Below are 18,805 nucleotides of genomic sequence, written 5' to 3'. Positions count from 1 at the left end.
GCCCGGTTACATTCCGAACCCGGAAGCTAAGCCTTTCCGCGCCGATGGTACTGCAGGGGGGACCCTGTGGGAGAGTAGGACGCCGCCGAACAATTTTTAAAAAAAGCCGCTGCCCCCGAGTCTGTTGACTCGGGGGCAGCGGCTTTTTTGCGTTTATGGTCGAGTCATGCGCTATGAACTGGTGATCTTCGACAACGACGGCGTCCTGGTGGACAGCGAGCCGATCTCCAACACGATCCTCTCCGGCTACCTCAGCGAGCTCGGACACCCCACGACGTACGACGAGTCGCTGCGGGACTACATGGGAGCCGCCGTGCACCGCGTGCACGACCTCATCAGGGAACGGACCGGACAGGAACTGCCCCCGGACTTCGAGCAGACGCTGCACCAGCGGATCGTCGCGGGTTTCGAGCGGGAGCTGCATCCCGTACGTGGCGTGGAGGACGTGCTGGCCACGCTGGTCGCCGACGGGGTTCCGTACTGTGTGGCCTCCTCGGGCAGTCACGACCGGATCCGGGCCGGGCACCTGAAGACCGGTCTCGACGAATGGTTCGAGGAGGAGTGGCTGTTCAGCTCCGAGGACGTCGGGAAGGGCAAGCCGGCCCCGGACCTGTTCCTGCACGCGGCAGAACGGATGGGAGTGGCGCCCGAGCGATGCGTGGTGATCGAGGACAGTCCGCTCGGGGTGGAGGCGGCGCGGGCGGCCGGGATGGATGTGTACGGGTTCACCGCCATGACGCCCGCCGAACGGCTGACCGGCGCCAACGGCTGCTTCTCGGACATGAAGGAGCTCCTCGGGCTGCTCGACTGAGAGCCCTGGCCGAGCGCTCCGGCCACGCCCCCGGCCGAGGGCTCCGGCCACACCCCCGGCCAAGAGCCCGGCCGGGGACGGCTCTGCCGGGTGGGGTGGCTCCTCAGTGGCTGTCCTGAGTGGCTCCTGAGTGGTTCCCGAGTGGATTGCCCTTGTGATCGATCTACCCATGGGTAGTCCGGAGTCGTACTCTCACCGTTCATGACAGACGCGCGCCTGCGGTACGGCAGGGCCTCCTTGGCGTTGAGCTTTTTCGCGCAGGGACTGGCCTTTGCGATCCTCGTGACCCGAATACCGGCGCTGCAGAAGCAGTACGGGATGTCGGACGCGGTACTTCCGGTCTTCCTGGCCGCGGTGCCGATTCTGGCCGGGGCCGGGAGCTTCGCCGCCGAGGCGCTCGCGAAGCGGGTCGGGCCCGCGATGGTGCTGCGGTGTTCCCAGCCCGTCGTACTGCTCGCCCTGCTGGGGGTGGGGGCGGGCCGTGAGATGTGGCACGTGGCGCTCGCGCTCGGGGTGTTCGGACTCGCCGTGGGGATGCTGGACGCCTCGATGAACATGCTCGGGGTGAGCCTGCAACGGGCGTACGGGCGCAGCATCATGCTCGGATTCCACGCGGCGTACAGCCTCGGTGGGATCGCCGGGGCCTCGCTGGCATGGGTGGGGGCGAACGCCGAGCTGTCCTTGCTGGCGCTGTACCTGCCCGTGGTGTGCGTGCTGGTGCCCGTGGCGCTGGTAGGGAGCCGGTGGTACGTGAATGCGGGAGAGGGGCCGGGTGGGGCGGGTGCCGCGGGTGCCGCGGGTGCCGTGGGGGCGAAGGGGGCCGGGGCGTTCTCGTTCAGGCTGTTGCTGCCGCTGTGCATGGTGATGGCCTTCGCGTACATCGGGGACTCGACGGTCTCCAACTGGAGCGCCAAGTACCTTCAGGACGTGCTGGGTTCGTCGGAGGCGCTGGCCACCGTCCCGTACAACGTCTACATGGTGACGACGCTGCTCGGCAGGGCGGTCGGGGACTTCGGGGTGCGGCGGCTGGGGGCCGTGGCGGTCGTGCGGGGCGGGGCCGTGTTGGCCGCGGCGGGGTTCGGGGTGGTGGCGGTGGCCTCCGGGCCATGGATGGGGATGGCCGGCTTCACCCTGCTGGGACTCGGACTGTGTGTGATCGTTCCGCAGACCTTCGCGGCGGCGGGACGGATGTTCCCGGGGCAGAGCGATGTGGCGGTGGCCCGGCTGAACGTCTTCAACTACGTCGGGTTCCTGGTCGGATCGCCGTTGGTGGGCGCGATCGGAGACGCGTGGAACTACCGGGGGGCGATGCTCGTGCCGATGGTCCTGGTGCTCATGACCCTGGTGTACGCCCGCTCGTTCGCCTCCGAGGGCGACCGATACGGTGGCGGACATGAGCGGCCGCGCACTGTTGATGTGGGATGACGCCGTCACGGCGTACGACTTCGGGAAGCACCACCCGATGGACCCGGTCAGGCTCGCGCTGACCATGGGGTTGGTGCGGGCCTACGGCCTGGACCGGGCGGTGGACGTGGTGGCGGCGCCCGCTGCCGGGGACTCCACCCTGCACCTGGTGCACCGGGAGGACTACGTCGCGGCGGTACGGGAGGCCTCGCGCTCGCCGCGGGACGCGGACGCCGCGTACGGGCTGGGGACCGAGGACGATCCGGCCTTCGCGGGCATGCACGAGGCGGCCTCGTTGATCGCCGGGCAGTCGGTGGGGGCGGCGGAGGCGGTCTGGCGGGGTGACGCGTCGCACGCGGTGAACTTCGCGGGCGGGCTGCACCACGCGATGCCGGGTTCGGCGGCGGGCTTCTGTGTCTACAACGACGCGGCGCTGGCGATCGCGCGGCTGTTGGAGATGGGGGTGGAGCGGGTCGCGTACGTCGACGTGGACGTGCACCACGGGGACGGTGTGCAGGCGGCCTTCTGGGACGATCCGCGGGTGCTGACGATCTCGCTGCACGAGCACCCGAGGCTGCTGTTCCCCGGGACCGGGTGGCCCGAGGAGACGGGTGGCGAGGGGGCGGGGGAGGGCAGCGCGGTGAACTTGGCGCTGCCGGCCGGGACCGGGGACGCGGGATGGCTGCGGGCCTTCCACGCGGTGGTGCCGGAGCTGCTGGCCGACTTCCGGCCGCAGGTGCTGGTGTCGCAGCACGGGGCGGACACGCACTTCGAGGATCCGCTGGCACATCTGGCGGTGTCGCTGGACGCGCAGCGGGCGGTACAGGCGGCCTGCCACGAGCTGGCGCACGAGTACGTCGAGGGGGCGCGGTGGCTCGCCCTCGGGGGCGGGGGGTACGCGGTGGTGGACGTGGTGCCGCGGTCGTGGACGCATCTAGTGGGGATCGCGGCGCATCGGCCGGTGGAGCCGGAGTCGGTGATCCCGGCCTCCTGGAAGGACGAAGTCTTCGCCCGCACGCGGGAGTTGGGGCCCGGTCGGATGACGGACGGACGAACGGTCGCCTGGCGGGGGTGGGATGAGGGGTACGACCCGGCGGACCGGGTGGACCAGGCGGTGTTGGCGACACGGAGGGCGGCGTTTCCCCGGAGGGGGCTGTTGGCGTAGGGAGCGGTCCATCCCTGCCGGGGGCTGCGGGGCTGGCCACGACGTGGCCGCACGGTCCGCGCCCAGGTGCAGGGGACATCTCCTGGGGGCGCGGGGAACTGCGCGCCCAACCCCCACTCACCCGCACGAAGTGAGACGGCCCCTTCAGGGGCGCGGGGAACTGCGCGATCAGCCACGACGTGCCCGCGCGGTCCCAACTCTCGCCCAGGGGGCACCTCCTGGGGGCGCGGGGAACTGCGCGCCCAACCCCCACTCACCCGCACGAAGTGAGACGGCCCCTTCAGGGGCGCGGGGAACTGCGCGATCAGCCACGACGCGCCCGCGCGAAGGAAACGCACCCCGCAAGGTCAGCCCGACGAAAAGGGGTGCGCTCCGCGCGAGGGGCCGCCCCCTTGCCCACCCGTCCCGCCCCCGGGGGGCGGCCCCGCTGCCCAAGGCGGCTGGAGATGGGGAGGGGAGGGGAGGGGTGGCCCCGCCGCCCGAGGGGGCTGAGGCGGGGTGGGAGAAGGGGCGGCCTGGCTGCCCGAGGGGGCTGGGGCCGAGGTCCAGGCTGAGGGGTGAGCCAGGCTGAGGGGTGAGCTGGGCTGGAGGGTGAGGCTGGAAGGTGGGGCCAGTTGGAAAGGGGGTTAGGCCGAGTGTGGGGTTGGGGTGGGGTTTTGGGGACATGGGGTGGGGGGTCGGGGAGCATGGCGGGGTGTTGAGTAGTGGGGCGCTGAAGGCGCATCTGGTGCGGGCCGGGCTGGCCGGGGTCGTGGCTACCTCGCGGGAGGTCAGCCTGCGGAGCTATCGCGCGTTCGGGGCCGGGGACCCGAGGGTGTTGCTCGGGCTGGAGCCCGACGGGGGTTGGGGGGAGCGGGAGTTGCTGGAACTGATGGCTCGGCGGTGCGGGGTGTCGCCGGATCCGGGGTACCGGAGCGGCCCCGATGTCATCGACCCCGAGCGGACGTTGGCGGCGCTCGACGCCTTCGCGGGCCGGCTGGGGGAGGCGGCCGGGGAGCGGCTCCCCGTGTTGTTCGGGACCGGCCATCCGCACCGGCTGACCGGTTTCTACGGCGAGTTGGCAGACGCATTGTCGTCGGCGGGATGTGAAGTTCTCACCCCCGCGCAGGGGCACCGTGTCGACATAACGACCCGGTTCGGCGTACGTACGTACAACCTTGACTACGTACGAGGAGTCGCGCTGGTGCGAGACCCCGGCGCGCGAGGGAGCGGGAGTGGCACCGGCGTGCACTCCCATTCTCCGCTCCCGGTTCGGGTGGTTCTGGAGGCCGCGGCAGAGGGTGGAATGCCGCTTCCGGGACTGGTCGTCGGGGACCACGGGTGGGTCTGCGGTGCAGGTCAGCTGGGGTTTGAGGCAATCGGGCTGGCGGATGTCGACGACCCCGCGCTGTTCGTGGGACAGGCGGAGGGGCGGGTGTCCGTGGTCGTTCCACTTGATGACGGTGTGCGGTCTGATTACTACCGACCGCTTACTCGCTATGTACTCAATCGAGCGTGTCTGTCACGGTAGCGGGCCGATCGCATCTCCTCTTCCCCACTCGCATCACACGCCCCTAGTCTGGGGAGTGAGCGCACAGCGACGAAGAGTCACCGGAAGGGGAAGCCGGTGCGCGTCATGTGCGGAAGGTACAGGTGGGTCATGACTGCTGCAGGCGAGAGGCCTCTCAACGAGGTCAAGTTTCTGACCGTGGCGGAAGTCGCCTCGGTGATGCGAGTGTCGAAGATGACCGTGTACCGCTTGGTGCACAGCGGTCATCTGCCGGCGATCCGGGTGGGCAGGTCCTTCCGGGTCCCGGAGCAGGCGGTGCACGAGTACCTCCGCGAGTCCTTCGTGGGGGTGGAGACGGCCTAGATTCACCTCGGATTACGTCACTCACCAGGTGGCGGGTTAGGCTAGGCCCTTGCTAGGTCGTGTGGGCCCAGACGCCCCGCACCGATCTCCGCTGACGCGGAGGTGTTCCGAGTAGTGAGCGAGGGTAGTCGTGGGCTCTGTTATCAAGAAGCGGCGTAAGCGGATGGCTAAGAAGAAGCACCGCAAGCTGCTGAAGCGCACTCGCGTTCAGCGTCGCAACAAGAAGTAAGCGACAGCTGTACGTAGTCGCAACAAGGAATGGCCCCTCCGCCGGGAACGGCGGAGGGGCCATTCTGCGTGTGCGCCCCCGCCCCGGGCACCCGGTGTGCTGTGCGGGTCATCACAGCGCAACATCCAGGCGTTACGGTGGCCCAGCGGACCCGGGGAGTCCGGGGGGCCGAGGGAAAGGCGCTGATCTTGGGCAAGGTCGTGCTCGTCACAGGTGTGGCCCGGCAGCTGGGGGCCCGCTTCGTGCGGAGTGTGCAGCGGGACCCCGAGGTGGACCGGGTGGTCGGGGTCGATGCCGCCCAGCCCGAGCACTCCCTCGGCGCGGCGGACTTCGTACAGGTCGACATCCGCCAGCCCGCGATCGCCCGGGTTCTCGCCGAGTGCGGGGCCGACACCGTCGTTCACATGGACGTGACGGGGACCCCGCTGGCCGGCGCGGGCGGCCGGACCTCGGTCAAGGAGACCAACGTCATCGGCACCATGCAGCTGCTCGGCGCGTGCCAGAAGTCGCCCACCGTGCAGCGGCTGGTCGTGAAGTCGACCACGAGCGTGTACGGGTCGGCCCCGCGCGACCCCGCCGTCTTCACCGAGACGACCTCCCCGAAGGCGCTGCCCAGCGGAGGGTTCGCGAAGGACGCCGTCGAGGTCGAGGGGTACGTACGCGGGTTCGCGCGGCGGCGGCCCGACGTGGCGGTGTGCGTGCTGCGGTTCGCGAACATCCTGGGCCCCTCCGCGGACTCCCCGCTCGCCGACTACTTCTCGCTGCCCGCGCTGCCCACCGTGCTCGGGTACGACCCGCGGCTGCAGTTCCTGCACGAGGACGACGTGGTGGAGGTGTTGCGGATCGCCGCGCAGGAGCCGCGGCGCGGGACGTTGAACAGCGGGACCTTCAACATCGCAGGTGACGGGGTGCTGCTGCTCTCGCAGTGCGCGCGCCGGCTGGGGCGGCCGACAGTGCCGTTCCTGCTGCCCGCCGTGCGATGGGTGGGGTCGGCGCTGCGGACGGTGGGGATGAGTGACTTCTCGCCCGAGCAGATCCGGCTGCTCACCCACGGGCGGGTGGTGCGGACCACGCAGATGCGCGAGACGCTCGGCTTCGAGCCCAGGTACACGACCGCGGAGACCTTCACGGAGTTCGCGCGCAGCAGGGGCGGCGGGCTGCTGCCTCCCCAGGCGCTCGCCCGTACCGTGGACCGGGCCGCCGACCGGGTCGCCGGGCTGGCCCACCTCGTACGCCCGCGGCCCTCGTCCACCCCGCAGTCGACGCCGCAGTCCGCCCCGCACGAGGGCCGGGGCGCGGACACGGAACCCAAGGAGCGCAGCTGACATGGCCGATGCCAAGGTCATCCCCTTCGGCGACGAGCCGCGGTCGAGGCGGAGCTCAGGCGCCGCGCGTCCGCCTGTGGGGAAGCGCGGCACCGGCGGGCGCAAGAGCGGCTCCGCGGCGGCCGGAGGAGGCGCGCTCGCGCCCGTACCGGAGCAGCGGGGGGCGTCCCCCGAGGCGCCGGAGGCAGACCCGACGGCCCCCGGGGAGACGCCCGCGCCGGGCGGCAGCTGGGAGCGGCGGATCGCGGGCGGGCTCGCCTTCCTGCGGCGACGGGTCACCGGGGACTACGAGATCGACGAGTTCGGGTACGACGAGGAGCTGACCGATCAGGTCCTGATGTCGATGCTCCGGCCGCTGTACGAGAAGTACTTCCGGGTCGAGGTGAAGGGCATCGAGAACGTTCCCGCGGACGGCGGGGCGCTCATCGTCGCCAACCACTCAGGGACGCTGCCGCTGGACGGGCTGATGCTCCAGGCGGCGGTGCACGACGAGCATCCCGCGGGACGCCATCTGCGGCTGCTGGCCGCCGACCTGGTCTTCATGCTGCCGGTGGTGAACGAGCTGGCACGCAAGGCCGGCCACACGCTGGCGTGCGCCGAGGACGCGCGGGTGCTGCTGGAGCGCGGCGAACTGGTCGGGGTGATGCCCGAGGGGTTCAAGGGGATCGGAAAGCCGTTCGGCGACCGGTACAAGCTGCAGCGGTTCGGGCGGGGCGGTTTCGTGTCGACCGCGATGCGGGCGGGGGCTCCGATCGTGCCGTGCTCGATCGTGGGCGCGGAGGAGATCTACCCGATGATCGGGAACGCGAAGACGCTGGCCAGGGTCCTGGGCTTTCCGTACTTCCCGATCACACCGACGTTCCCGTGGCTGGGGCCGCTGGGGGCGGTGCCGCTGCCGACGAAGTGGACGATCCAGTTCGGCGAGCCGATCGAGACCAAGGGGTACCCGGCGGACGCCGCGGACGATCCGATGCTGATGTTCAACCTGACGGACCAGGTCCGCGAGCAGATCCAGCACACCCTCTACAAGTTGCTGGTGCAGCGGCGGTCGGTGTTCTTCTAGGCGTTCTTCCAGGCCTCCTCCAGGAGTTCTGCCAGGCGTTCTTCCGGGCGTTCTTCTGGTTGGGAGGCCGGGGCCTGCGTTGCCGGCGCGGCGGCGGGCGGTGGTCCGGGGACGACCGGCCGCCGCCGCACGGCGGTCACTGCGGGTCGAGGTCCTCGCCGTCGATGCCCAGGCCCGGGAGTACGTCCGGGAGGATGGGCGGGATCGTGACGTCGGGGACGGCCGGGTTCTTTCCGGGCAGGCCCGGTTTGTCGGGTGTCGCGGGCGGGGCGGGCTTGTTGGCCGGGGGGTCCAACAGGTCGCCTGCACCGCCGATCAGGCCCTCGGACGGCCGGCCGTCGGAGGTCGCGGGCGGTGGGCTTCCCGGCCGGCCCTGACGCGGGCTGCCGGGCGTGTTGTCGGGGGCGGCGGGACGGGTCCCGTCGGTCCGGTGCGGGGTGCCGGGGAGGTCCTTGTGGGTACCCCCCGGGGCCGTCGGCTTCTGGTCCGTCTGCGGAGGCTTGGGCAGCAGCGACCGCAGCGGTCCGACCTCTTGGTCTATGGCGTCGAAGACCGAGCTCACCTGTGAGCCCACATCGCCGAGCTGGGCGGGCAGCAGGCCGCGCAGGCTGCTCCAGCTGTCGCGATGGGACTGGGCGAACGCGTTCAGCGCCTGGATGGGGCCGATGTTCCCGTCTCTCTCGTACGCCTGGTAGAGGAGCCGGTGGCCCTCGCCGACGTCGTGCTTCATCCCGGTCAACGTGCGTCTTACTTCGCCCAGTTGCTCGTGGTCGAGGTCGGCCGCTCTGCCCCGCTCCATGAGGCGTCTGGCCTCTTGGAGTCTGGTGGATGCCTGGTCGAGGTAGATCTGGCCGCGGTCGGACTCGTCGTCCGCCATGGTGAGTTTCAGATCTTCCATGCCGCGCTTGAGCCCGTACAGCGAATCACCGGGGAGGGCGTTGGAGCTGGCGGCGGCCACGCCGCCGAAGGCTCCTCCGACCACACCCACGGTGAGTCCGCCCGCCGCCAGGCCTTTCGACCAGCGGGAGCGGGGGCGCAGTTTGCGGAGGGCGGAGGCCCGGTGGGCGCCCCGCCCCGTGCGCTGTTGGGGCACCTGCGGACCGGTGGGGCCCGCCGCGGTGCCTTCCAGCATCATGGCTTCCATGGCGGCGACGAGCTGGGCTCGCTGCACCACTTTGACCTCGGGGTCCATTGTCGGTGCGGGCAGGCCGCCCAGGTCTGTGACAAGGGACAGCAGTGTCCCCTGGTCAGCAGGCCTTTCGGCTGCTCCGGCCGTACCTTCGGGCTGTTCGGCCGCCGTGCCCTGGAGTTCCTGGTCCTCCAGGGCCTGGGCGAAGGCGTTGGCCCGCCGGTGCGCCGATACATTTGCGATCACTGGCGGCACCTCCTCTCGTCATGACGATCGACTCCCTGGGTGTCCGGAAGGTTGCACGCCATGAGCGCATCCACACGATGGAGTGAGTGGCTGCGGGCATGGCGTGACCGCAGGGAGCCTGCATTCCGCACAACGAGCCTCCGGGCACTTGGGTTACGGACGAAGGATGATCCGACTGCCTGTTGTGCCGTATCGAGGCAGAACTTCGACGCCCGGTGATCGAACGGTCACCGGGCGTCGCGAGGGATGTCTAACGGGCGTCGTCGGGCAGCAGCCGGGCCAGGGTGCGGACGGCCCGGTACTGGAGGGTCTTGATGGCGCCCTCGTTCTTGCCCATGACACGAGCGGTCTCGGCGACCGACAGCCCTTGCAGGAACCGGAGTGTGACGCACTCCTGCTGCTGCGGGTTGAGCTTGCGCACGGCCTCCAGAAGGGCCGCGTTGGAGAGCGACTCCAGGACGGAGTCCTCCGGACTGCGCTCGACCTCGTTGGCGTCGAGCATTTCGCCCGTGGTCACTTCGAGCCTGAACCTGCTCGACTTGAAGTGGTCCGCGACCAGGTTGCGGGCGATGGTGACCAGCCAGGCGCCGAAGTCACGGCCCTGCCAGGTGAAGGTGGAGATCCTCCGCAGGGCGCGCAGGAACGTCTCGCTGGTCAGGTCTTCTGCCGTCGCCTTTCCGCCGACGCGGTAGTAGATGTAGCGGTAGACCGTGTCGCTGTACTGGTCGTAGAGGCGGCCGAAGGCATCGGCCTCGCCGCCCTGTGCCCGCTCGACAAGATCCATCATGCGGGCGCTGTCGCTGTCGGCCATGGGCCGACGGACGGTGGACGTGCCGGTGCCCGAGCCGCCGGTGCCACGGCTACGTCTGCCGACGGCGGCACCGCCGTCGGCAAGGGCGTAGCAGGGACCGGCGGGTAGAGGGGTGGCAAAAGCGGGGACGGCGTACGCGGTGGGGACGAAGCCGCGCAGTCGGTCGACGACCGTTGCGCGCAGCGTAGCCAGGCCCGAGGCGTCAACCCCGACGTGTGGGTACACGGGACTCCCAGAGGCAGAGCTTCCATCACGTGCAGTGCCGGACTGTTCACTCGTGATGCTGATGAATGGGTTCCGGAATGCGTCTGAGGAGAATAACGCTTCGTACAGGCAGCACTACACCCAGTTGCTCAAATCACCGGTTCCGTCGCTTCCGTGTCGACTACGCGGCGAATCAAGCAACGCTTCGTGACCGGTTGTTGATCGTTTCGTGTCGCGGTCTGCTTGCTTGCGGGTTCTGTTGTGGCCGAGTGCGGGGGAGAGGACTGGCGGCGTGAACCGGGGGGTAAGAGCCGGGGATTGCCGCAGGACAAGGCAGAGCCGGGCCCCACCCCAGTACGGGGGTGGGGCCCGGCCGTGGTGCGGCTGCCTCGTACAGAACTCCCGTACGGAAACGGAACGAAACGGCGGTGGCGCCGAAACTCCCGTGCAAACGGAACGTGGCGGTGGCGGCCGTGGCGGTGGCGGACGGTCAGCGGTGGCGGGCGGTCCCCCGGCGGTGGCGGACGGGTCAGCGGCGGCGGCGGTGCAGCGCGAGGGCCGCCGCGGTGCCGCCCGCGAGGGCGCCGACGCCGGCGGCGGCCGGGATGCCGACCTTGGCCGCCTTGCGGCCGGTGCGGTAGTCGCGCAGCCGCCAGTCGCGCTCGCGGGCGTACTTGCGGAGCTTGGCGTCCGGGTTGATCGCGTACGGGTGGCCGACCAGCGAGAGCATCGGGATGTCGTTGTGGCTGTCGCTGTACGCGGCGCAGCGGTTGAGGTCGAGGCCCTCGGCGGCGGACAGGGCGCGGACGGCCTCGGCCTTCGCGGGGCCGTGCAGGGGCTCGCCGACGAGGCGGCCGGTGTAGACGCCGTCATGGGACTCGGCGACCGTGCCCAGGGCGCCGGTGAGGCCGAGGCGGCGGGCGATGATCGTGGCGGTCTCGACGGGCGCGGCCGTCACCAGCCAGACCTTCTGGCCCGCGTCGAGGTGGGCCTGGGCGAGGGCGCGGGTGCCGGGCCAGATGCGTTCGGCCATGTACTCGTCGTAGATCTCCTCGCCGATGGTCATCAGCTCGGAGACCTTGTGGCCCTTGACGATGGACAGCGCGCTCTCGCGGGCGTCCTCCATGTGCTCGGGGTCCTCCACGCCGGCCAGCCGGAACCAGGCCTGCTGCCAGGCGAAGCGGACGAGCTCCTGGCGCTCGAAGAACTTCCGCTTGTACAGGCCGCGGCCGAAGTGGAAGATCGCGGCGCCCTGCATGACGGTGTTGTCTAGGTCGAAGAAGGCGGCGGCCTCGGTGTCGCCGGCGACCGGGAACTCGGGCTCGGCGGGGCCGGCTGAGCCGGGCTCGGCGGCGCGGGCCGCCTCCAGCTCCTCGAGTTCCTGTGACGACTTGCGTGCTGCTTCGGCTGCAGCCTCGCCCGCCAGCACGCTCCGTGCGGTCGCGGAGCGCCTACGGGGGGTGAGCCATCCCAGTGCGGCCATGTCGTGAGCATAGCCATTCTGTTCGGAACTTCCCGAGTCGACCGGGTGCGGGGGCGTGAACTCTCCGCGTCCGTACCGTGCCGGCGCCGGCGGCGGGGCGCCGTGCGGGCGGGTCAGAATGGAGGGATGAGCCCTTTGCTGCGCCGTAGGAAGAAGGAGCCCGGTGAGCGTCTGGTCACGCTGATCGGCAAGCCCGGCTGTCACCTGTGCGAGGACGCGCGCGCGGTGGTCGAGGCGGTCTGCGCGGAGCTGGGGGTGGACTGGGAGGAGAAGGACATCTCCGTGGACGCGGAACTGCACCGGGAGTACTGGGAGCAGATTCCGGTGGTGCTGGTCGACGGCGAGCAGCACACCTTCTGGAAGGTCGACGCGGACCGCCTGCGGCGCGAGCTGGCGGGGTGACGTGGGCGAGGCGCAGGTGACGTGGGGCGAGGCGCGCCGCGAGCCGGTGGGGCTGACGCGGGGCGGCTGGTGGCGCGGGCAGGTGGGCCGGGGAGGGGTGGTTGGCGGCGTACCATCGAGGGCGGTTTGGGTCGGCTTGGGGGCAGGCTAGTGAGAGGTGCGTACCGGTTTGTCCCTCGTGGGAGCGCAACGTCGCCACGTGTGTCCTGGTTCCCAGGTGACACGGCGTGAACGCGTGACCCCGGTCACTTTGCTTGGACAAATCGGACACAATCTTTGTGCACGCGTTCACAAAGACATAGCCTGCATCCGACGGGGCGGTCTTGGGACATACGGCCGCCTACAGCCCCGCTCATCCCGCAGGAGCACCGTGGCAACTGGCCGAACTCACCGACCGGCGACCCGTAGCCGAGGCATTCCCGAGGCCACCGTCGCCCGACTTCCGCTGTATCTGCGCGCCCTGACCGCCCTTTCCGAGCGGTCGGTTCCGACCGTGTCGTCGGAGGAGCTGGCCGCGGCCGCGGGGGTCAATTCCGCGAAGCTGCGGAAGGACTTCTCGTACCTCGGGTCGTACGGCACCCGTGGCGTCGGTTACGACGTCGAGTACCTCGTCTACCAGATCTCCCGTGAGCTGGGTCTCACCCAGGACTGGCCGGTCGTCATCGTCGGTATCGGTAATCTCGGCGCCGCACTCGCCAACTACGGGGGCTTCGCCTCCCGCGGGTTCCGGGTGGCCGCGCTGATAGACGCCGACCCCGCGATGGCGGGCAAGCCGGTCGCCGGCATGCCGGTCCAGCACACGGACGAGCTGGAGAAGATCATCGCCGACAACGGGGTCTCCATCGGGGTCATCGCGACCCCGGCGGGCGCCGCCCAGCAGGTCAGCGAGCGGCTGATCGCGGCCGGCGTCACCTCGATCCTCAACTTCGCACCGACGGTCCTCCAGGTGCCGGAGGGGGTGGACGTGCGCAAGGTCGACCTGTCGATCGAGCTGCAGATCCTCGCTTTCCACGAGCAGCGCAAGGCCGGCGACGCCGAGGCTGCCGCCGCTGCCGCGGGGCTGCCGACCGCCGTGCGCGGCGAAGAGGGCCCGACCCGGAAGGGACCCGACGGCGACGTGCCCGCCGTGATGCCGGCATGAGTCTTCTGGTCGTCGGGCTGAGCCACCGCAGCGCGCCCGTCAGCGTGCTGGAGCGGGCCTCGCTCTCCGTGGACACCAAGGCGAAGCTGCTCCAGGACACCCTCGCGTCCGAGCCTGCCGCCGAGGCGACGGTGCTCGCCACCTGCAACCGCATCGAGCTGTACGCGGACGTGGAGAAGTTCCACGCGGGTGTCGCCGAGCTGTCCACGCTGCTGGCCCAGCACAGCGGGGTCGGCCTTGAGGAGCTCACCCCCTATCTCTACGTGCACTACGAGGACCGGGCCGTCCACCACCTCTTCTCGGTGGCCTGCGGGCTCGACTCGATGGTGGTCGGCGAGGGTCAGATCCTCGGGCAGATCAAGGACGCGCTCGCGCTCGGGCAGGAGCTGCACACCGCGGGCCGCCTGATCAACGACCTGTTCCAGCAGGCACTGCGGGTCGGCAAGCGCGCGCACTCCGAGACCGGCATCGACCGGGCCGGGCAGTCGCTCGTCACCTTCGGGCTGGAACAGCTCGCCGCCGGTGCGCCGGTCGCCGAATGGGCCGCGGGCAAGCGGGCGCTGGTGATCGGCGCAGGCTCGATGTCCTCGCTGGCCGCGGCGACCCTGGCCCGCGTCGGAGTGGCCGAGGTCGTGGTGGCGAACCGGACCGCCGAGCGCGCGGAGCGCCTCGCGGAGATCCTCCGCGAGTCGGGCGGCGCCGCGCGTGCCGTGCCGATGGACGAGGTGGCCCGCGAGCTGACACGAGTCGACGTCGCCGTCTCGTGCACCGGCGCGACCGGCCTGGTCCTGACCGTCGAGGACGTCGCGGCCGCGCTCGGGGTGCCCGCCGACGTCGCGCGGGAGGCCGAGCCCGGTCACGTACCGCAGATACGCGCCGAGAGCGACCCCAACTCCCTCGAACTGCACGCCGCCTGGGCCGACAACGGGGAGCTCGCCGCGAAGGCGCAGCCCCGGACCGGCCCGCCGGCCGACGACGGGCGGCCGGTGCGGCTGGCGCTGCTCGACCTGGCGATGCCCCGGGACATCGACGGCGGCGCGCACCGGCTCGACGGCGTGCGCCTGGTGGACATCGAGTCCCTGGCCGACGCCGCCGCGGACGCGCCGATGGCCGCCGACGTGGACCGGGTGCGCACCATCGTCGCGGACGAGGTGGCGGCCTTCGGCGCCGCCCAGCGGGCCGCGCAGATCACCCCGACCGTGGTGGCCCTGCGCAGCATGGCGGCCGACGTCGTGACCAATGAAGTGGCCCGGCTGGAAGGCCGGTTGCCCGGCCTCGACGCGAAGCAGCGGGCGGAGATCACGCAGACCGTACGGCGCGTGGTCGACAAGCTCCTGCACGCGCCGACCGTACGGGTCAAGCAGCTGGCCAGCGAGCCCGGCGGCGCCGGGTACGCGGACGCGCTGCGCGAGCTCTTCGACCTCGACCCGCAGACGGTCGCGGCCGTGAGCAGGGCCGACAGCCTCAAGGGCGGTCTCGAAGCCGGCCCGCAGGGCGGCCCCGGGAGCGGTTTCCTGGGGAGCGGCCCCGAGAGCGGCCCGCAGGCCGACCGAGATGACACCGACGGTGCCGAGAGTGCGAAGAGAGGGCGGGCATGACTGATGCCGCTAAGGCCGGACCGGCCTTGAAGCTGGGGACTCGGCGCAGCAAGCTGGCCATGGCCCAGTCCGGACACGTCGCCGAGGCGGTGCGTCAACTGACCGGCCGCGACGTGGAGTTGGTGGAGATCACCACCTACGGCGATGTGTCGAAGGAGCAGCTCGCCCAGATCGGCGGCACCGGTGTCTTCGTCACCGCGCTGCGCGACGCCCTGCTGCGGGGCGAGGTCGACTTCGCCGTGCACTCGCTGAAGGACCTGCCCACCACGCAGCCCGACGACCTGACGCTGGCCGCCGTGCCGGTGCGGGAGGACTCGCGCGACGTGCTGGTGGCGCGCGACGGGCTGACCTTCGCCGAGCTGCCCGAGGGGGCGCGGGTCGGTACCGGCTCGCCGCGCCGGATGGCGCAGCTGAACGCGTACGCCCGTAGCCACGGGATGAGGATCGAGACCGTGCCGATCCGGGGCAACATCGACACCCGGGTGGGATACGTACGAAGCGGCGAGCTGGATGCGGTGGTTCTCGCCGCCGCCGGGCTCCGCCGCATCGGCCGCGTCGACGAGGTGACCGAGTTCCTGGCCACCGACCTGATGCTGCCCGCCCCCGGCCAGGGGGCACTGGCCATCGAGTGCGCCGCGGTCAACGTCGACCTCGCTGCCGTGCTCGCCGAACTCGACGACCCGCACACGCGGTTCGCCGTGACGGCCGAACGAGCCCTGCTCGCCGCCCTGGAAGCCGGTTGCAGCGCACCTGTGGGTGCCCTGGCCGACTTGTTGGTTGACGGGCAGATTGTCAATGAAATGCGCCTGCGGGGCGTCGTCGGCTCGACCGACGGCGCCGAGCTGGTGCAGCTGTCCACTACCGGTCCCGTACCCACGTCGCACCATGCCGCGGAGGCTCTGGGGCGCGAACTCGCGTCCGAGATGCTCGCTAAGGGTGCGGCCGGTCTTATGGGGGAGCGAGCACTTTGAGCCCCACCACCACACCTGCATCCTCGGCGTCCTCGGTGTTCTCTGCACCCGGGCACGTCACCTTCCTCGGCGCCGGCCCCGGTGATCCGGGCCTGCTGACCCTGCGTGCCGTCGAGGCGCTGGCGGGCGCCGACGTACTGATCGCCGAGCCCGCTGTGCTCGACGTCGTACGCGCCCATGTCAAGGCGGGCGTAAGCACGCCTCAGCTGGCCGTAGTTGACGACTCGTCAGTAACTTCGGGCACGTCTGCGATCCGGACGCCCATGTCGTCCAAGGTCGTGGTCAATCTTGTCATGGAGGCCGCGCGCAGCGGCAAGCGGGTCGTCCGTGCGGTCTGTGGCGACCCGGGCCTGGACGGCAACGCCGCCGAGGAGATGCTCGCCTGCGCGGCCGAGGGCGTCGCCTTCGAGGTCGTGCCGGGAGTCGCCACCGCGGTCGGCGTGCCCGCCTACGCCGGGGTGCCGCTGCGGGACGCGGCCGGGGCCGACGTGCGCTTCATGGACGCCCGTACGGCCGACGAGCGGTGCTGGAGCGAGGTCGGGGCGAGTGACGCCACCGCCGTCGTCTCCACCACGCTCGACTCGGTGGCCGCCGCCGCCGGTGAGCTGGTCTCGGCGGGCCGCAAGCCCGACACCCCGATGACCGTCACCGTCGCGGGCACCACGACCCGCCAGCGCACCTGGAACGCCACGCTCGCCACCGTCGCCCAGGTGCTCAAGCAGGCGAAGGTGCTGCCGTCCCCGGAGGGCCACCAGCCCGTCATAGCCGTGGTCGGCGAGCGCGGCGCCGCCGCGCAGCGCGACCAGCTGTCGTGGTTCGAGTCCAAGCCGCTCTTCGGGTGGCGCGTGCTCGTCCCGCGCACCAAGGAGCAGGCGGCCTCGCTCTCCGACCAGCTGCGTTCCTACGGCGCGGTCCCGCACGAGGTGCCGACCATCGCCGTCGAGCCGCCGCGCACCCCGCAGCAGATGGAGCGGGCGGTGAAGGGCCTGGTCACCGGGCGGTACGAGTGGATCGCCTTCACCTCGGTGAACGCCGTCAAGGCGGTCCGCGAGAAGTTCGAGGAGTACGGGCTCGACGCGCGTGCCTTCGCGGGCATCAAGGTCGCCGCCGTGGGCGAGCAGACCGCTGCCGCACTGGTCGAGTTCGGCGTCAAGCCGGACCTCGTGCCCAGCGGGGAGCAGTCGGCCGCCGGGCTCCTGGAGGACTGGCCGCCGTACGACCCGGTCTTCGACCCGATCGACCGCGTCTTCCTGCCGCGGGCGGACATCGCGACGGAGACGCTGGTCGCCGGGCTCATCGAGCTCGGCTGGGAGGTCGACGACGTGACCGCCTACCGGACGGTGCGGGCGTCCCCGCCGCCGGCCGACACGCGGGAGGCCATCAAGGGCGGCGGCTTCGACGCGGTGCTCTTCACCTCCTCCAGCACGGTCCGCAACCTGGTCGGCATCGCGGGCAAGCCGCACAACGTGACCGTCATCGCGTGCATCGGCCCCGCCACCGCGAAGACCGCGGAGGAGCACGGCCTGCGGGTCGACGTGCTCTCGCCGGAGCCCTCGGTGCACAAGCTGGCCGAGGCGCTGGCGGAGTTCGGCGCGGCGCGGCGCACGGCGGCGCTGGAGGCGGGCGAGCACGTGGCCAGGCCGAGCGAGCGCAGGCCGGGATCGCGCAGACGGCGCACCACCTGAGAGGTGTGCGAGGGCCCTACGAGGGGCGGGCCGGAGGAACTCCTGCGGCCCGCCCCTTTCCCGTGCGCGCTTTCGTACGGTCCCGGGACCGGCAGGGTGTCGGTAACGCGGGGTGCGGGGCGGGTTTAGCGTGGACGCATGACTGAGTACGGATCCTTCCCCGGGGCCCGGCCCCGCCGGCTGCGGACGACGCCTGTGATGCGGCGCATGGTGGCGGAGACGCGGCTGCATCCCGCCGACCTGATCCTGCCCGCGTTCGTACGGGAGGGGATCAGCGAGCCGGTGGCGATCTCCGCGATGCCGGGCGTGTACCAGCACACGCTGGAGACCTTGCGGAAGACGGCCGTGGAGGCGGTGGAGGCCGGGGTCTCCGGGATCATGCTGTTCGGCGTGCCCGATGACGACAAGAAGGACGCTGCGGGAACGACCGGCACCGACCCGGACGGCATCCTCCAGGTCGCGCTGCGCGCGGTGCGCGCGGAGGTCGGGGACGACCTGGTGGTCATGTCCGACCTGTGCCTGGACGAGTTCACCGACCACGGCCACTGCGGGGTGCTCGACGCCGAGGGCCGGGTGGACAACGACGCGACGCTGGAGCGGTACGCGGAGATGGCGCAGGTGCAGGCCGACGCGGGCGCCCACGTGGTGGGGCCCAGCGGCATGATGGACGGTCAGGTCGGCGTGATCCGGGACGCGTTGGACGGCATCGGCCGTGAGGACGTGTCGATCCTCGCGTACACCGCGAAGTACTCGAGCGCCTTCTACGGGCCGTTCCGGGAGGCCGTCGGGTCCTCGCTGCGGGGCGACCGCAAGACCTACCAGCAGGACCCGGCCAACGTCCGTGAGTCGTTGCGGGAGTTGGCGCTCGACCTGGCCGAGGGCGCGGACATGGTGATGGTCAAGCCGGCCGGACCGTACCTCGACATCCTCGCGAAGGTCGCCGAGAGCGTGGACGTGCCGGTGGCCGCGTACCAGATCAGCGGTGAGTACGCGATGGTCGAGGCGGCGGCCGAGAAGGGCTGGATCGAGCGCGAGCGGGCGATCATGGAGACGCTGACGGGGATCAAGCGCGCGGGCGCGCAGATGATCCTGACGTACTGGGCGACGGAGGCGGCGCGGCTGCTGCGCTGAGCGGCGGCCGGCGGAGCACGCGGGGGAAGGGGTGGGGGGGGGGGGGGGGGTGGGGCGGGGCGGGGGGGCCCCCCCCCCCCCCGCCCCGGCCGCCGCCGGCGCCGGCCGGCGGGGGGGCGGGCGGGGGGCCGGCGGGGGCCCCGGGGGGGGGGGGG

Annotated in this window: 17 protein-coding genes and 1 rRNA gene; 15 read left to right on the top strand and 3 right to left on the bottom strand. The window is 71.3% G+C overall.

Annotation, left to right across the window (positions count from 1 at the left end; genetic code table 11):
- The 9 genes from rrf to ACIQM4_RS09195 all read left to right on the top strand — a co-directional run.
- Window positions 1–91 (top strand): 5S ribosomal RNA (gene rrf, locus ACIQM4_RS09235); the annotation flags it as partial.
- A gap of 75 nt (window positions 92–166) precedes the next feature.
- Window positions 167–811 carry an HAD family hydrolase gene (locus ACIQM4_RS09230; RefSeq protein WP_401588062.1) on the top strand — a complete coding sequence of 215 codons (645 nt, stop codon included), beginning with the start codon at window positions 167–169 and terminating at the stop codon, window positions 809–811.
- A gap of 201 nt (window positions 812–1,012) precedes the next feature.
- Entirely contained in the window at window positions 1,013–2,236 is a 1,224-nt protein-coding gene (locus ACIQM4_RS09225) for an MFS transporter (RefSeq protein WP_401588060.1), read from the top strand.
- Complete coding sequence (locus ACIQM4_RS09220; protein ID WP_401588057.1) at window positions 2,205–3,380, top strand: acetoin utilization protein AcuC; 1,176 nt, start codon at window positions 2,205–2,207, stop codon at window positions 3,378–3,380. The genes ACIQM4_RS09225 and ACIQM4_RS09220 overlap by 32 nt, the downstream gene beginning before the upstream one ends.
- Window positions 3,381–4,074: 694 nt before the next feature.
- On the top strand, window positions 4,075–4,890 hold the full coding sequence (locus tag ACIQM4_RS09215; protein WP_401588054.1) for a phosphatase: 816 nt from the start codon (window positions 4,075–4,077) through the stop codon (window positions 4,888–4,890).
- A 129-nt stretch (window positions 4,891–5,019) separates the two neighbouring features.
- Entirely contained in the window at window positions 5,020–5,232 is a 213-nt protein-coding gene (locus tag ACIQM4_RS09210) for a helix-turn-helix domain-containing protein (protein ID WP_398417739.1), read from the top strand.
- 130 nt (window positions 5,233–5,362) lie between these two features.
- Window positions 5,363–5,461: a 30S ribosomal protein bS22 gene (locus ACIQM4_RS09205; protein WP_003948845.1), complete on the top strand. Its 99-nt coding sequence runs from the start codon at window positions 5,363–5,365 to the stop codon at window positions 5,459–5,461.
- A 188-nt stretch (window positions 5,462–5,649) separates the two neighbouring features.
- On the top strand, window positions 5,650–6,786 hold the full coding sequence (locus ACIQM4_RS09200; protein ID WP_401588051.1) for an NAD-dependent epimerase/dehydratase family protein: 1,137 nt from the start codon (window positions 5,650–5,652) through the stop codon (window positions 6,784–6,786).
- A 1-nt stretch (window position 6,787) separates the two neighbouring features.
- Window positions 6,788–7,849: a 1-acyl-sn-glycerol-3-phosphate acyltransferase gene (locus ACIQM4_RS09195; protein ID WP_401588049.1), complete on the top strand. Its 1,062-nt coding sequence runs from the start codon at window positions 6,788–6,790 to the stop codon at window positions 7,847–7,849.
- A gap of 136 nt (window positions 7,850–7,985) precedes the next feature.
- On the opposite strand, the gene ACIQM4_RS09190 is transcribed toward ACIQM4_RS09195, so the two are convergent.
- The 3 genes from ACIQM4_RS09190 to ACIQM4_RS09180 form a co-directional block, all read right to left on the bottom strand.
- Window positions 7,986–9,224 (bottom strand): DUF5667 domain-containing protein, encoded by a 1,239-nt coding sequence (locus tag ACIQM4_RS09190; protein ID WP_401588046.1) that lies wholly within the window; start codon window positions 9,222–9,224, stop codon window positions 7,986–7,988.
- 250 nt (window positions 9,225–9,474) lie between these two features.
- Window positions 9,475–10,260 (bottom strand): ECF subfamily RNA polymerase sigma factor, BldN family, encoded by a 786-nt coding sequence (locus ACIQM4_RS09185; protein ID WP_401588044.1) that lies wholly within the window; start codon window positions 10,258–10,260, stop codon window positions 9,475–9,477.
- 508 nt (window positions 10,261–10,768) lie between these two features.
- The gene (locus ACIQM4_RS09180; protein WP_401588041.1) at window positions 10,769–11,722 is read right to left on the bottom strand and encodes an HAD family hydrolase; all 954 of its coding nucleotides are present in this window, start codon (window positions 11,720–11,722) and stop codon (window positions 10,769–10,771) included.
- A 126-nt stretch (window positions 11,723–11,848) separates the two neighbouring features.
- Between ACIQM4_RS09180 and ACIQM4_RS09175 the strand changes: the two genes are divergently transcribed.
- From ACIQM4_RS09175 to hemB, 6 genes are all read left to right on the top strand, one after another.
- A complete protein-coding gene (locus ACIQM4_RS09175) occupies window positions 11,849–12,124 on the top strand; it encodes a glutaredoxin family protein (protein WP_401588039.1) in 276 nt (91 codons plus the stop codon).
- 370 nt (window positions 12,125–12,494) lie between these two features.
- The gene (locus tag ACIQM4_RS09170; protein ID WP_401588036.1) at window positions 12,495–13,265 is read left to right on the top strand and encodes a redox-sensing transcriptional repressor Rex; all 771 of its coding nucleotides are present in this window, start codon (window positions 12,495–12,497) and stop codon (window positions 13,263–13,265) included.
- Complete coding sequence (locus ACIQM4_RS09165; RefSeq protein ID WP_401588034.1) at window positions 13,262–14,863, top strand: glutamyl-tRNA reductase; 1,602 nt, start codon at window positions 13,262–13,264, stop codon at window positions 14,861–14,863. The genes ACIQM4_RS09170 and ACIQM4_RS09165 overlap by 4 nt, the downstream gene beginning before the upstream one ends.
- On the top strand, window positions 14,860–15,834 hold the full coding sequence (hemC, locus tag ACIQM4_RS09160; protein ID WP_401588031.1) for a hydroxymethylbilane synthase: 975 nt from the start codon (window positions 14,860–14,862) through the stop codon (window positions 15,832–15,834). The genes ACIQM4_RS09165 and hemC overlap by 4 nt, the downstream gene beginning before the upstream one ends.
- The gene (locus tag ACIQM4_RS09155; RefSeq protein ID WP_401588029.1) at window positions 15,831–17,519 is read left to right on the top strand and encodes a uroporphyrinogen-III synthase; all 1,689 of its coding nucleotides are present in this window, start codon (window positions 15,831–15,833) and stop codon (window positions 17,517–17,519) included. The genes hemC and ACIQM4_RS09155 overlap by 4 nt, the downstream gene beginning before the upstream one ends.
- Before the next feature lie 138 nt (window positions 17,520–17,657).
- On the top strand, window positions 17,658–18,650 hold the full coding sequence (hemB, locus tag ACIQM4_RS09150; RefSeq protein WP_401588026.1) for a porphobilinogen synthase: 993 nt from the start codon (window positions 17,658–17,660) through the stop codon (window positions 18,648–18,650).
- The last annotated feature ends 155 nt before the right edge of the window (window positions 18,651–18,805 follow it).

The organism is Streptomyces sp. NPDC091272, assembly GCF_044757485.1.
Lineage (GTDB): Bacteria > Actinomycetota > Actinomycetes > Streptomycetales > Streptomycetaceae > Streptomyces.
The sequence above is the reverse complement of the archived record's forward strand: the minus strand, read 5'-3'. Positions and strand labels throughout refer to the sequence as shown.

Coding starts and splice junctions, on each gene's coding strand:
- ACIQM4_RS09230 (WP_401588062.1), top strand. CDS start 167: ATGCGCTATGAACTGGTGATCTTCGACAACGACGGCGTCCTGGTGGAC.
- ACIQM4_RS09225 (WP_401588060.1), top strand. CDS start 1,013: ATGACAGACGCGCGCCTGCGGTACGGCAGGGCCTCCTTGGCGTTGAGC.
- ACIQM4_RS09220 (WP_401588057.1), top strand. CDS start 2,205: ATGAGCGGCCGCGCACTGTTGATGTGGGATGACGCCGTCACGGCGTAC.
- ACIQM4_RS09210 (WP_398417739.1), top strand. CDS start 5,020: ATGACTGCTGCAGGCGAGAGGCCTCTCAACGAGGTCAAGTTTCTGACC.
- ACIQM4_RS09195 (WP_401588049.1), top strand. CDS start 6,788: ATGGCCGATGCCAAGGTCATCCCCTTCGGCGACGAGCCGCGGTCGAGG.
- ACIQM4_RS09180 (WP_401588041.1), bottom strand. CDS start 11,722: ATGGCCGCACTGGGATGGCTCACCCCCCGTAGGCGCTCCGCGACCGCA.
- ACIQM4_RS09175 (WP_401588039.1), top strand. CDS start 11,849: ATGAGCCCTTTGCTGCGCCGTAGGAAGAAGGAGCCCGGTGAGCGTCTG.
- ACIQM4_RS09165 (WP_401588034.1), top strand. CDS start 13,262: ATGAGTCTTCTGGTCGTCGGGCTGAGCCACCGCAGCGCGCCCGTCAGC.
- hemC (WP_401588031.1), top strand. CDS start 14,860: ATGACTGATGCCGCTAAGGCCGGACCGGCCTTGAAGCTGGGGACTCGG.
- hemB (WP_401588026.1), top strand. CDS start 17,658: ATGACTGAGTACGGATCCTTCCCCGGGGCCCGGCCCCGCCGGCTGCGG.